We start from the raw sequence: 13,433 nt of genomic DNA, 5'->3' as shown, positions 1-13,433 counted from the left end.
ATGCCTCCTATTTAAATGTACAATTATTATACAAAGATTATACATAGTTAACATATGAAACTCAAATTAAAATGCTCTGCCATTTTAAAGTAAATAAAAAGGAACTGCCCCTACCGGACAGTTCCTCTAACACTTCTATCTTTCATCAATATCGATTGAATAGCTATCAAACCAAACATGAATTTGTGCTAAATGAGCAAGAAGCTGTGGACCTGACATTAATTGACCGAACCAAGGAACCTGGAATGCTTTGCCCTCTGTTTCGATAATATCATTAAGCTTTTGCTTATTTAACAACTCATGTAAAATCGAATCTTTTTGGCTTACTAAAGATTTCAACCAGTTTGTTACTAATCTTGTATACTCTGGATTATGTGTTTTCGGATAAGGACTTTTCTTACGATAAAGAACCTCATTAGGAAGAAGTCCCTCTAACGCTTTTCGCAGAATTCCTTTTTCACGATCTCCATGCATTTTTACTTCCCAAGGAATGTTCCATACATATTCAACAAGACGATGATCAGCAAACGGTACACGAACCTCTAAGCTTGCGCCCATACTCATCCGATCTTTACGGTCTAAGAGATTTGCCATAAACCAGTGCATATTTAAGTAGAATAGTTGACGTCTTTGCGCTTCAACCTCTGATTCACCTTCAAGCAGCGGTGTTTCGTTAACTGTTTCTTGATAGCGAGCTTGAACATATTCATTAAGATTTAATTTATCTTGCCACTCAGGCTTTAATAACGACACTCGCTCATCTGTTGAACGCATCCATGGAAATGCTGAATTTGCTAAATCCTCAGGGCGATGAAACCAAGGATACCCTCCAAAAATTTCATCTGCACATTCACCTGACAAACCAACAACAAAGTCTTTTTTAATTTCGCGGCAGAACCACAATAAAGATGAATCCACATCTGCCATACCAGGCAAGTCACGAACAGACGTTGCTTCAATCAGATGATCAACTAATTCCTGTTGTGAAATCACACTACTATGATGATGTGTGTTAAATGTTTCACTCATTTTCTTGATCCACGGACCATCTGAGTTTGGTTGAAACTCATTTGCCTTAAAGAATTTATCATTATCTTCATAATCAATAGAATAAGTATGAAGTTGCCCTTTTCCTTCTTTTTTATAATGTTCTGCAGCAACAGCTGTAATTGCACTCGAGTCAACGCCGCCAGAAAGGAACGTACATAAAGGAACATCTGATACTAATTGACGTTTAACCGCATCTGTAAATAAAAATTTTACCTTATCCGCTGTTTCTTCAACAGAATCTTCATGTGGTTTGCTTTCTACATCCCAATAACGCCACTTCTTTAATCCATTCTTTGTATAAACTAAGGCATGAGCTGGACGCAGTTCATCAATTCCTTTAAAAACGCCAACACCAGGAGTTCTAGAAGGTCCAACACCAAATATTTCAGAAAGACCTGATTTATCAAGTTTAGCCGAAACAGAAGGATGAGCTAGAATTGCTTTCAGCTCAGAAGCAAATAAGATTGATCCGTTCTCTTCTTTATAAAATAAAGGTTTTACTCCCAAGCGATCTCTACCGATAAATAATTTTTCTTTCTTTGAATCCCAAACCGCAAAAGCAAATATTCCGTTTAAACGATGTACACATTCTTCTTCCCATTCAATATAGGATTGAAGGAGAACTTCTGTATCAGAATGCCCTTTAAATGTGTAGCCTCTTGAAAGAAGTTCTTTTCTAATATCCTCAGTATTGTAAAGCTCACCGTTATAGCAAATCGTATAAGAGTTGCCTTCTTTTGTCCGTGTCATTGGTTGAATACCACCGGCAGGGTCAACTACAACTAAACGCTTATGACCAAATTGTACATGATCTTCTCCCCAAATGTTCGTGTCATCTGGTCCTCTTTTTGCTAACGTTTCCGCCATTTTCTTAATCGTTTCTTGCTCAGTGCGTATGTTCCCTTTAAAGTTTACCCAACCAGTTATTCCGCACATGAAAGCTTCATCTCCCTCATCTATATTATGATTTTCATACACACCAACGTCTGTGACCTTAATAGGTGTAGACATTGTATGCCCACTTTATCAAATGTTGAATTGTCCCAAGTAAAATGTAGAAATGCATAAACTTCCTCATTTTTGTCAAAAACGATGATATCAACGTTTTTCAAAACAACAAGTGTAACAACGATTTGGAGGTAAAATGTATGTTTCCAATTAAACGAACAGACTTACTATTAAATCAAAAACGTTCGTATTTAACTGGACTGATCGAAATTACAAATGATCAGTATGTCATTTATGATGATATGAGTGATGAGCTTCATTTATTAGATGAGATTCAAAATTCTCATCTAGAAATTTTAAATCCATCCGGGTGGACAACCGGCAGATGGATAGGCCTAGGTAAGATCAAGACTGACATGGGAACGCTATCATTAAATCATGGTGATACAGTGCGGATAAGAAAAAAATTACCTTTAGCATTAGATGAAATGTTAAAGGAACTTCAAGATGAAATATTTGTCAGGTTGATTAAACAAATAAACTCCCTTGGCTTTTCGCCTTACGACTGTATTTATTCGTATAATCAATTATTATTTATGGAAAATCGCATGAATAAAAAAGGGGTATCCTTCTTTCAATTTGACAATGAAGATTCCATCTGTGCCATTCAACACCACTTTGAAAGAGGCATTCATTCGTCAGATCGATTTGAAATAACAACAAGTTTAGGTGAAAGACGGCTTGTTTGTAGTAAGTTTTAGATGAAGTTGGTCACTTTTGTTAAAGTAGGCTCTTTTGCAGCAATGAAGATCATTTCTTCTGATTTATTACCTTGCTTTGGTCTTCATCTCTTGAATGAAGACCACTTCTTCTGAATATTGCACTTGCAATGGTCTTCATCTCCTGTATGAAGACCATTTCTTCTGAATTTTGCACTTGCAATGGTCTTCATCTCCTGTATGAAGACCATTTCTTCTGATTTTTGACCTTACTTTGGTCTTCATCTCCTGTATGAAGATCATTTCTTCTGATTTTTGACCTTACTTTGGTCTTCATCTCCTGTATGAAGACCATTTCTTCTGATTTTCGCACTTGCATTGGTCTTCATCTCCTGTATGAAGACCATTTCTTCTGATTTTCGCACTTGCATTGGTCTTCATCTCCTGTATGAAGACCATTTCTTCTGATTTTCGCACTTGCATTGGTCTTCATCGCTTGTATGAAGACCATTTCTTCTGATTTTCGCACTTGCATTGGTCTTCATCGCTTGTATGAAGACCATGACCATTTCTTTATACTCCTGCCCTTGTATTGGTCTTCATCTCTTACCAAACAAAAAAACTGTAGATAGCTCGATGGTCACTCGAGTCTATCTACAGCCTTCTATCCCTCTACTCTTTAAGAAAAACTCCAAATTCCTAAAGGCAGACGCAGTCCTAATACAATTGTTAAAAGTAGAACAATTACAAATTGAATCCAGAAAACTCTTGTTGGTTTTCCTTTTTTCAATCTAACCAGAACCATCTCCATTGCACCGATTGTCCAGATTCCTAAAACAATTTTCGCTATGTATTCCCCATCTAACTGATACACACCAGTAACAAGAATAACACCTGTAATCACAATTAAAATGTAAAACAAGCGTAAAACCATATGAACAATTTTTGATGGCTTTTCTTTTCCAGACTTAAATAAAGAATGTGCAACAAAGAAAAGAATAATCGCTACAACCCATGTAGTAATGTGTGCATGTGTCATCATTTTTCCTCCTTAGTTAAAGACAACCTTATTTTAGCATGATTTAAGACGAATATTAAAGAAAGAGCTGTAAACATTCATTATCTTGTGTCTTTTTTTGAAAACGCTGTTGTCCAAATAAATCTACTAAAAAAGAAGCCCTATGATTGGCTCCCTTTCCATGTATTATCCTATGATTTTATTTTTCAAGATTCCAATACCTTCAACTTCAATTTCAACTACATCTCCTGGATTTAGAAACTTCGGCGGTTTAAATCCTTTTCCCACACCAGCTGGGGTTCCAGTTGCAATGATATCCCCTGGCTCAAGTGTTGTTCCTTGAGAAAGAGTTGAGATCATATGCTCGATTGTAAAAATCATATCTTTTGTATGTCCATCTTGTCTCACTTCATTATTTACTTTTGTTTTAATACTTAAATCATAAGGATCTTTTATAGCTGATTTATGAACTAAATAAGGCCCCATTGGACAAGAAGTGTCTAAACTTTTGCCAATTAAAAATTGTTTGTGCTGTGATAGAAGATTTCGAGCTGTAATGTCGTTTATAATTGTATAGCCAAACACATAATTCATTGCTTCATCTTCTTTGATTTGTTTTCCTTTTTTACCAATGACCACTGCAAGCTCACCTTCATAATCGAGTTCACTTGTAATATGTAGATGTGGATCAATTTCATCTTCATGACCAATTACAGATGTTGGTGCTTTTGAAAACATCATAAGATGCTTTGGTATGTCCTCTTCACTTCCCATTTCAATCGCATGTTCTCTGTAGTTCTTTCCAACACAAAAAATATTTTTTGTTGGCCTTGGAATAGGTGCTTGTATTTTAACATCCGAAAAAGAATATACATATCCTTCATGTCCATCAGCATTCTTTATTTTATCAACTATTTGGACTACGTCTTGAACAAACTTTTCGCCCAAAGTTACGCACTCCAATAGTGATCTTGGAAATGAAGTAATTTCAAAAATTTCTTGTTCCGCCTTGTTTAAATCAATAATTTTTTCTCCATATAACAATCCAATAAAAGGTTCGCTATGTATTGTAGCTAATACAAATTTCATACAAATCCTCCACTACTATAGAATCAATCATAAAGCCTTTTAGTATTTGCCATTAGTATTTCATTTATGTTTACAGTTGATATTGAAAATATATTCGATAAGGAGTCCACGATATCCTTTAAAAAGAGAGGAGTTGTGTCTTGATGCTGAAAGTGTCCACCATGCTTCCAAGGTCCATCCGTTTCAATTAATAATTGATCCATTGGAATCATTCTGACAAGACGCTGGTCACGTTCCCTATAGCAAACCTCTGGTGTAACAGAAACATAATAACCACAAGAGATTATATCTTGAACATTTTGATTCGAAGCTTTTAACCAATGAAAATGTGCCTTCTTTATTTCATGCTTTTTCAATAGTAAAAGCACCTTCTCTGACTCTTCATGAACAGCATGTAAAGCAACCGGAAGATCTACTGATTTTGCTATTTCTAAAAGCACTTCTAATTGTTCGCAAAATAGTTCTTCTCCATACACTTCATATAAAGACTCTTTTTGATAGGTTGGAAGACCAATCTCACCAATACCTGACAAGTGGTTTTTCTCCTTTTTTATTAAGTTCAGAAGTTCAGCTAGATCTTTACTAGTCAATGGAGGGGCTTCTGGATGATGGCCAATCGCAGCACGTATAAATGTAGGGTATTTATGCTTTAGCTCTAATGTTTTATAGCTTGATTGTAAATCTGTAGCAACCGCTACAACTCCTTTAATTCCATGATTTCTCCACATATCAATATAAAAATCTAGCTTATTTAGATCATATTGATCAAGATGGAGATGGGCATCGATCATAATGTTCCCTTCCTTCCAGCATAATACTACTTACTTTTATTGTACAACCTTCCATTAAAAGAAACAAAATTTAGAGATAAATCTGTTGCTTCTTGTAGAATTTTGTATTCTTTTTTGTTATTTTAGCGAATCTAAGTTTTATAAGATAATCCGTTGTATAATAAGCATGTCCTAAACGACACTTGGTTACATTTTGATCGACAAAATCTTAAATCTAGGATGGAGAAAAATATGTTCACGAATGAAATTGAAATAAAAAGAAAGAACTTGATTAAAACAGCCAAAAAATATGGAATTAATTCTGACCAAACAATTCAATGCAGCCAAGAGCTTGATATGCTTTTATTACAAGAAATCCTCGGGAGTAATAAACACCTAATTAATGATGATAAACAAGTGAAAGAGTACATATAAACTTAAAACTCGATTCTCCTCACTTACTCAACTTATCATTTACCTCAAAACTACTTTAAACCCAAGCTTTGTTTTCCGCGTTTATCACACTTTTTCGCATTTCTAACATAATGTATAGAAAAAGCCAATTGATGTGCTTTGTTTTATAACACTAACAAAGGATGTTTGACTATGCCAGCTATTGTAGGTGCCTTTAAAGTAAATAGTGTAGGAACAAGCAGCATTGTTCATGTTGGAGATGTAATTACCATTTCTCCTTATGCCGAGGTTAAAACATTTGCTGGTGCTGGTTCCTTTAACACAGGTGATGGTCTTAATATTTACAATCAAAATTCTGTTACCAACACGTATGATAATGATGTTATTGACCAGCCAATGGCAGGAAACTTATAAATTTGGGTGGTAGGAGATGTTCTTCTCGACTCATTGTATTCCTGCCTTTTTCTTTTATTAACATACAAAAGGGGGATGTGAAAGGTGAATTTCTACATTAACCAAACCATCTGCATAAATTACCTGCGGGTGGATTCTGTAAACAACTCTTCTGTGCTGCAAATCGGGAGTGCTGGAATGATAAAGCCCCTATCAAACCTTTATAATACTGGTGGATTTTTTCAAGAAGCACCTCAAATTTTGACCGAGGCTCCTACAGGTGTTGCAGCAGAGGCTTCTGAGGGACCTCTTGTTCCTCTTTCTACTCCTACAGCATAATTTTAATAGGCTATCACCCATTTTATTTTATTGCATAGATTGTTAGTAACAACTTTTGAGCGAACAAAAGGTGGGTGAATAGCTATGTACTATCATGAGATGACTAAATACCTCCAGCAGCTTCATAATTATGTTCAGCAGCAAGATAAAAAAATCCAACAACTTACTCAACTTATAAATGATTTACGGGTCGATGTTGACTCCTTAAAAAAACAACCTTACACAAATATTGAAAGAATTGAATATAAATTTGATCAGCTAAAGGTTGAACAGTTAGATGGGACCCTTAATATTGGTCTTAATCCAACCGACCCTGAGCAGATAGATAACTTTGAGGTTCAACAACAAGGGATGAACGTAAATGGTGTTCAACAACAACTTCGAGATCAACTAATGAAGCAATGCAGCCAAGATATTAACCATTTTCTAAATCAAGACTGTATTCATTATATACAGCAGGCAGAAAAACAATATGAATTAACCCTTGATGACCCTCATCGCAGACATATTATTGAAGACATTAGAAAACAAATTGATAGCAGAATTCAGTACTACATTAATGCTCAGCCTCTTACTGAACAAGATTCATTACTAAATAAAAAACAGGAAATTTTTGAATTGGTGAAGAAGGATGTCGAGAATTCTATTATGCATTTCCTGCAACATTTGCCAAAAGATTCTCCATAAAGGAGGGAAAAACGATGAATTTTACTGTAGTTAATAAAGATATCCAGGTGGGAGCTATTAAAGTTGTTGGGGTATCTAGCTCATCTGTTTTTTTAATAGGTGATACTCAAACAATTGCTCTTTCTTCGGTCTTTGATACACCACCTGAGTCTTTAATTATCGGTCCATTAGTGCCGTTGGCGCCACAATGATAAGTCGTAATTCAAACGTAGGAAGTGCCTATGTTAACACAGTCGGGATCAGCTCTGTTTTTCAAATCGGTGATTCTGTTGAAATAACACCAAATGTAAAGGCACTTGCTGTACAGCGGGAGGAAGAACGATTTTTTGGTTCAGAAGGAGACTTATCTGAGTATCCAATTTTTGAAGAAGAAATTCCTCAGCCTGTTTTTTATGAAAATGTCATAACAAACTTTTTTCATGAAAAGCCGTAATATTTGTTCAGCATGTGGATGTTACAGCCATGTCCTCTTCAGCAGTATTTCAGATTGGCTCTACTAGGGATATTCGGGCAGTGTCCCGAACAAAGCATATTCGTCAATTAAAGAATTAACAATAAAAATAGCCTGATAACCCCTACTCACTAACTTTGATAAACGATTAACACCTTGGTATTCAGTTGCATAAACTAAAGTAATAGGAAACTATAAAAAGGATGTTTTATATGCCAGCTATTGTCGGTCCAATTAAGATTAATGAAGTAGGCGGCGGAGTCGTTAACTTTGGGGATACGTTTTATCTTGCCCCAAAAAGCCAGTCAAAGAGTGCCTCAGGCTCTGGCGGAGGAAGCACAGGAGATTTCCACATTATTAATAATGGAATAAGTGGTACCAATTTAATTGATCCAGATGTAACAGATCAAAACATGTTGGCGAATAATTAATAGTAAGGCGGAAAAAGAACACATTTTCCGCCTTTTCATTATTGCGTCCTTTTGTTTTCATTAAAAAGACTGCCCATATTCCCGGACAGTCTTCCCTTTCTAACGCCCCTTCTGCTTTCGTTCATTGGATTTTCTCGTTTGAACTAATTTACTAGAAGGTTGCTTTCTAATCCATTTAATAAAGCTTTTGATTTTTTCATCCTGTTTTAGATCTGTAATTGTTGAAAGCCTTGCTGCTAATTCATTGTTTGTATATAAAGCATGAATTTGCTTGTGACAAGCCACACAGAGCTTTGCTGTAGGCAAGAAGGTACCACCCATTTCCTTAGGTGTTAGGTGATGAATGGTTGTTTCAACTTCTTCTCTTTCACACAATTCACATGTCCCAATATCTTTTTTCTTTCCCATCGCGACATCCCTTTATTAAATATTGGCATTTTAGATAGGTGTTCATTTGTTATAAAGAATACAACCTCTCTTTTACCAAAGCCAAACTATTAAAGTGATTCTAAATAAACAGACGTTCCTTTACCAGATGGTTCAGCAGGCTCCACAATTAGTTTCCGTGGCAGTCTTGCTCTTAGCTCTTGCACGTGGCTAATAACTCCAACTGATAAATTTTGTGATTGCAATTTTTCTAGAGCCGTTATGACTGTATCGAGCAGCTCAATGTCTAACGTTCCGAACCCTTCATCTAAGAAGAAAAATTGAAGCGGGTATTCACCACGAAGTTGAATTTGTGTTGATAGCGATAAGGCAAGTGCAAGTGAGGTTAAGAACGTTTCCCCTCCTGATAATGTGGAAACAGGTCTTCTTACTCCACCGTTTGCATCATCTCTCATAATAAATCCGCCTTGTGAATCAACTTCAATCGCATAGCGACCACGAGTTAGCATTGAAAGCCTTTCAGATGCATCACGACTTACTTGCTGCAGCTGCTCCTCTGCAACATATTCAACAAAGCTGTTTCCTTTAAAAACAGATTGAAGTTTTTCTAGTTTTCCCAACAAATCATCAAGTTCTTTTTGTTGGTTTTCTATGACTACGAAGCGCTCGTGCTTGTCTAAAAGCACCTGCAGGCCATTTGTAGCTGCCCCCTTGCTGGCAACAGCATCCTCAACCTGTTGCTTTATCTCCATTTTGATTTGTTGAATAGTATTCCATTCTTCTTGAGAAATTTGCTTATTTCCTAACTTTTCTTCAATTCGATTTAAGTCTGTGTTAAGCTGCTTCATTTTATCCATAAAGGCTTCAATTTCAGCCTTCAGTTGTTGCCTTTTTTCTGCACCTAGTAGGGATGCTAATGTTTCTTCAATTGTTTTAAACGATGTGTTCTCTTTTACTTGTGACCATTTTTGTTCTGATTCTTGAACTTGGTGCTTTGCTTGCTCATATGATCTTTCATGTGCGGCAAGCTCACTTTGCAATTGATGAAGCATATTAGATTCTTTTTGCCATCCTTGATACAGCTCATTTTCTTTTTCAGCTAAATGTATAATCGTCGCATTTGTTTCCGCGATTACAGTAGAAATTGGTTTCTCCAAACCAACTTCTTTCAGCTTTTCTTGTTTTTCTTTAATAGAAAAATCACGATTCTTTAATAAGGCTTGAAGCTCAATCTGTTGTTCTTTTATATTCCTATTGAATTCTTCCTGTTTTTTCACGATTTCTTCCTGTTCTTCTATAAAAGAAAAACTCTTTTGAATTCGTTCATTTAACTGCTCGAGTGCTTCATCTTTTTCAGAGATTTCTTTTTGTAACTTCTCAACATTCTCAATTGGAATGTGTGAGAATGTCTCAGAGTAATAGGTTAAGCTTTTCTCGTATTTTTGTTTGTACTCATTAAGTTTGTCTGTCCATTCCTGAACATCATTATTTGCAGAAGCAATACCATCTTTACTTCTTACTTCCTCCTGCTGCAAATCACGTAGCTGTTTCACGTTCTTTTCAAGAGATTGACGTAATTGTATATAATCTTGATTTAGATTTTTAAATGATAATTGAAACGTTTGAATACCTTGTTCTAATGACATATTCGTATTTGGTGCAATCAGTTGCTCTACTGTAACTTCTTCTATTAGCTTTTTATTTTGTAAAAATAAGAAATCAGAAGTAAGCTGCTCGGATAGACCCTCAGCTTTTATTTTAAGTGAATGCGGCTCCTGACTTAATGACTGAAGCTGTTCAAACTGTTGCTTCATCACATGTAATTGCATTTCAATTTCTTCTTCATGATCGAGATCAGCATGTACAGGGCTCGGGTGGCAACATGATCCACAAACAGGACAAGGTGCTCCCTCTTTTAACTCCTTGACGAGCGCAAAAGCCAACTTCTGGTTTTTTGCCTTTTCCTCTTCTGCTATTTTTTCTTCTAACTTGTGTTTAGCGCCAGAAAGAAAGTGCTTATATTCCGTTTCCCTTTCCGAAATCAGAAAATAGAGGGAGGTTAGTTCATTAAATTTATTTTCAAGATGTTTTTTATTAACGGACAATTGATCTGTAAGAGAATCGTATTTTTTCTTTTCACTAATTAATGCGTTGTATTTTTTCTCTAACAATTCATTCGTTTCTTCGAACTGCTGTTTACTTTGTTGAACATGTTGTTTTGCTTCTAAAGCGGCACGAACCTGATCTCTTTCTTTAGCAGAAACGGTTTTTGTTTTCTGCTCTTCTTGTAAAGTTTGTTGCTTTACTGCTGCTTTTTCAACTAATTGCTGTGCTTTTGTTAATAGTGACTGATGGTGCTCCTGCTGCTTTTGTAACTCTTCTTTTTTCTGTTTAAGTTCGTGTAGTATTGTTTGATCTTGTTTAAGCTCTTCTTCAACCTTTTGCAATTGTAATAGCTTTTCACGCTTTGCTACTAAAGCTGGTTCTTGTTCAGATTTTTCCTTTCGAATTGCCTCGTAAGCTCGGCTGCTAGTTTCATATTGCTGTTTCATTTTCTCTACATTTTTCTTCGCAGCCTCAAGATTACCTTCTGCCTGAATTTTTTCTTGTTTACGAGCTTGTAAAGCCTCTGCATACGGTCTTAAGGCTTCTGCTTCCTCAGCCGTTTTCACCTGTTGTTGTAAAGATTGAATCTGTTCTTCATCTTTTTTGACTGATGCTTTTTCCTTTTCTAGTTCTAGCCTTTGCTGTTGTAATTGCCAAGTTGCTTGTTTTTGTTCATAGTCCTTTGTTACACTTTCAAACTCTTTTTGACGCTTTTCAAGTAAAACTTCTGCTTCTTTTACTTGCTTCTTCGCTTCTTTAACAGCCTCTGCCGATGCATCGCCTAAACCAGTTTTCTCTGCTTCTAATTCATTACGAGTAATCCTTGCAGTAGATAAGCGTCGTTTTAACTTCTTCAAAAGCAGATCACCGTATTGCTCTAGGTGAAATAAACGTTGTAGCATTTGTCTTCTTTCTGCACCTTTTAAAGAAAGAAATTCAGCAAATTTTCCTTGTGGAAGAACAACAGCACGGGTAAAGTCATCGATTGTAAGACCTAATAATCCATAGATCTTGTCATTTACATCAACTGCTTTATCCGCTAAAACAACATGCTCTTCTCCTTCTTCAATTAAACGACAGATAGCTGTTTTCACCCTAATATCGTCTGTTCGTTTAAACACCCGTTCCACAACATATCTTTTCTTTGAAGAGGCATTTTCAAGTTCAAAGGTAAACGAAACAGAAAGCTGGTCTTCGGCATGATTTAAAATTCCATGTGTGTTGTTCATCGCACGTTCTACTTTTCCATATAAAGCAAGAGTCATAGCATCCAGAATTGACGACTTACCGCTTCCTGTTGGCCCAAAGATTCCAAAGATCCCGCCATCACAAAGGGCATCAAAATTAATCGTCTGTTTTTCTCTGAAGCTATGCAATCCAGAAACAGTTAAAGTAATAGGCTTCATGCTTCATCACCTTCCTCTTGCTCCTCATCCTGCTGAACGAGTTCTAAAAATAACCGAACAAGCTCCTCTTCCGGTTTTGCTCCACCTGTTTGTTTTTCATAAAACTGTGAAAACAATTGGTCAATTGGGATATTTGATTGTCGTGTTGCCGCAACCTCCAGCTCAGCTTGGAACACAGGACGGATATGAATAAAGCCTGGATGCCATTTACGAAGGCGATGGATTTCCTCAATTGAAAGAGTACTAGTTAAATGAATTTCTAAATCAATCCATGCATTGTGATCTTTTCCTTCATCAAGCCAACTATGAACCTGACTAATTCCCTCTGTTGCTTTCCATTTCACCAAAGGTTTACCAGATGATAATGGAATCTCCTTCATCACAACAGGTTGATTTGGTTCAGCATCTAAAATCGTGACAGATTTTGCATAGCCGATTTCTGAAAAGCTATACGCAAGCGGTGAACCGGAGTATCTAGTTAATGTGCTCGCACGCTTAATATTTTGTGGGCGGTGTAAATGACCCAATGCAACATACTGAGCAGCCTCCGGCATACTTGTTGCTGCAACCGTATAAGCTCCACCAACTTCAATTGGACGTTCAGAATCTGTTGAACTTCCTCCTGCAACATGAATATGACTCATCGCAATATTTACTGTGTTCTTTTGAAATTGTCTACTCATAATCGAAAAAAGATCACGTATACGTTCATCATATTTATTTCGCAGCAGCACTTCATCATGCTCCTGTGATAATACTTGTTCAAGTCTTGCTTCTGAAGGATATGCCAGTGCAGCGACCATCATTTGCTCACCAGCACTCGGGATGTCTAATTTAATCAATTCAGTTGTTGGATAACCAATTAAATGGATAGAATGGTTTCCAGCTAAAGGTGATGCTGCAGATAAGCGGTCAGGGTTGTCATGATTTCCTGCAATCACAACGATTGGACGTTTACCATGATCTGATAATCTAGAAAGGCCTTCGTAAAACAGTTGCTCCGCTGCAGCTGGTGGGTTAACCGTATCAAATGCATCACCAGCCATTAATATGGCGTCTACTTTTTCTTCTTCAACAATTCTTACAAGCTCATCAATAAAATCAGCCTGCTCAGCTAATCTACTACGGCCTTCTAACGCTCGTCCAAGGTGCCAATCTGCCGTATGCAAAATACGCATCTTTTCATCATCCTTTCTTAGCCACTTACACATGGACAATAGAATGC

General features: G+C 36.5%; 16 protein-coding genes and 1 pseudogene. 8 read left to right on the top strand and 9 right to left on the bottom strand.

Features of this window, described 5'->3' with window-relative positions:
- Window positions 1-135 precede the first annotated feature (135 nt).
- Window positions 136-1,986 (bottom strand): asparagine synthase (glutamine-hydrolyzing), encoded by a 1,851-nt coding sequence (gene asnB, locus MVE64_RS17765; protein ID WP_247347133.1) that lies wholly within the window; start codon window positions 1,984-1,986, stop codon window positions 136-138.
- A gap of 212 nt (window positions 1,987-2,198) precedes the next feature.
- On the opposite strand from asnB, the gene MVE64_RS17760 reads away from it, so the two are divergent.
- Window positions 2,199-2,759: a DUF2777 family protein gene (locus MVE64_RS17760; RefSeq protein ID WP_247339943.1), complete on the top strand. Its 561-nt coding sequence runs from the start codon at window positions 2,199-2,201 to the stop codon at window positions 2,757-2,759.
- Window positions 2,760-2,808: 49 nt separating this feature from the next.
- Here the strand turns inward: MVE64_RS17760 and MVE64_RS27445 are convergent, their stop codons facing one another.
- The 5 genes from MVE64_RS27445 to MVE64_RS17745 form a co-directional block, all read right to left on the bottom strand.
- Window positions 2,809-2,940 (bottom strand): hypothetical protein, encoded by a 132-nt coding sequence (locus MVE64_RS27445; protein ID WP_281730381.1) that lies wholly within the window; start codon window positions 2,938-2,940, stop codon window positions 2,809-2,811.
- A gap of 76 nt (window positions 2,941-3,016) precedes the next feature.
- Window positions 3,017-3,148, bottom strand: coding sequence for a hypothetical protein (locus MVE64_RS27440; RefSeq protein WP_281730380.1), 132 nt, complete (start codon window positions 3,146-3,148; stop codon window positions 3,017-3,019).
- A gap of 248 nt (window positions 3,149-3,396) precedes the next feature.
- The gene (locus MVE64_RS17755) at window positions 3,397-3,756 is read right to left on the bottom strand and encodes a YisL family protein (RefSeq protein ID WP_231309112.1); all 360 of its coding nucleotides are present in this window, start codon (window positions 3,754-3,756) and stop codon (window positions 3,397-3,399) included.
- A 165-nt stretch (window positions 3,757-3,921) separates the two neighbouring features.
- Window positions 3,922-4,824 carry a fumarylacetoacetate hydrolase family protein gene (locus tag MVE64_RS17750; protein WP_247339942.1) on the bottom strand — a complete coding sequence of 301 codons (903 nt, stop codon included), beginning with the start codon at window positions 4,822-4,824 and terminating at the stop codon, window positions 3,922-3,924.
- Between the two features lie 23 nt (window positions 4,825-4,847).
- The gene (locus MVE64_RS17745; RefSeq protein ID WP_247339940.1) at window positions 4,848-5,615 is read right to left on the bottom strand and encodes a TatD family hydrolase; all 768 of its coding nucleotides are present in this window, start codon (window positions 5,613-5,615) and stop codon (window positions 4,848-4,850) included.
- A gap of 231 nt (window positions 5,616-5,846) precedes the next feature.
- Between MVE64_RS17745 and MVE64_RS17740 the strand changes: the two genes are divergently transcribed.
- From MVE64_RS17740 to MVE64_RS17710, 7 genes and pseudogenes are all read left to right on the top strand, one after another.
- A complete protein-coding gene (locus MVE64_RS17740; RefSeq protein ID WP_247339939.1) occupies window positions 5,847-6,029 on the top strand; it encodes an aspartyl-phosphate phosphatase Spo0E family protein in 183 nt (60 codons plus the stop codon).
- A 171-nt stretch (window positions 6,030-6,200) separates the two neighbouring features.
- The gene (locus MVE64_RS17735; protein WP_247339937.1) at window positions 6,201-6,422 is read left to right on the top strand and encodes a spore germination protein; all 222 of its coding nucleotides are present in this window, start codon (window positions 6,201-6,203) and stop codon (window positions 6,420-6,422) included.
- A gap of 84 nt (window positions 6,423-6,506) precedes the next feature.
- Window positions 6,507-6,740 carry a spore germination protein GerPB gene (locus tag MVE64_RS17730; RefSeq protein WP_247339935.1) on the top strand — a complete coding sequence of 78 codons (234 nt, stop codon included), beginning with the start codon at window positions 6,507-6,509 and terminating at the stop codon, window positions 6,738-6,740.
- 84 nt (window positions 6,741-6,824) lie between these two features.
- The gene (gerPC, locus tag MVE64_RS17725; RefSeq protein WP_247339934.1) at window positions 6,825-7,427 is read left to right on the top strand and encodes a spore germination protein GerPC; all 603 of its coding nucleotides are present in this window, start codon (window positions 6,825-6,827) and stop codon (window positions 7,425-7,427) included.
- A gap of 14 nt (window positions 7,428-7,441) precedes the next feature.
- The gene (locus MVE64_RS17720; protein ID WP_247339933.1) at window positions 7,442-7,618 is read left to right on the top strand and encodes a spore gernimation protein GerPD; all 177 of its coding nucleotides are present in this window, start codon (window positions 7,442-7,444) and stop codon (window positions 7,616-7,618) included.
- A pseudogene (locus MVE64_RS17715) lies at window positions 7,615-7,979 on the top strand (spore germination protein GerPE). The gene MVE64_RS17720 and the pseudogene MVE64_RS17715 overlap by 4 nt, the downstream one beginning before the upstream one ends.
- A 111-nt stretch (window positions 7,980-8,090) precedes the next feature.
- The gene (locus tag MVE64_RS17710; protein WP_231309104.1) at window positions 8,091-8,309 is read left to right on the top strand and encodes a spore germination protein; all 219 of its coding nucleotides are present in this window, start codon (window positions 8,091-8,093) and stop codon (window positions 8,307-8,309) included.
- A 99-nt stretch (window positions 8,310-8,408) separates the two neighbouring features.
- On the opposite strand, the gene MVE64_RS17705 is transcribed toward MVE64_RS17710, so the two are convergent.
- The 3 genes from MVE64_RS17705 to MVE64_RS17695 form a co-directional block, all read right to left on the bottom strand.
- Window positions 8,409-8,717 (bottom strand): HNH endonuclease, encoded by a 309-nt coding sequence (locus MVE64_RS17705; RefSeq protein ID WP_247339931.1) that lies wholly within the window; start codon window positions 8,715-8,717, stop codon window positions 8,409-8,411.
- A gap of 89 nt (window positions 8,718-8,806) precedes the next feature.
- Entirely contained in the window at window positions 8,807-12,208 is a 3,402-nt protein-coding gene (locus MVE64_RS17700) for an AAA family ATPase (RefSeq protein ID WP_247339930.1), read from the bottom strand.
- Entirely contained in the window at window positions 12,205-13,386 is a 1,182-nt protein-coding gene (locus tag MVE64_RS17695) for an exonuclease SbcCD subunit D (RefSeq protein ID WP_247339928.1), read from the bottom strand. The genes MVE64_RS17700 and MVE64_RS17695 overlap by 4 nt, the downstream gene beginning before the upstream one ends.
- Window positions 13,387-13,433: the final 47 nt, after the last annotated feature.

The sequence above is a fragment of the Metabacillus endolithicus genome (assembly GCF_023078335.1).
Classification (GTDB): Bacteria; Bacillota; Bacilli; order Bacillales; family Bacillaceae; genus Metabacillus; species Metabacillus endolithicus.
The sequence above is the reverse complement of the archived record's forward strand: the minus strand, read 5'-3'. Positions and strand labels throughout refer to the sequence as shown.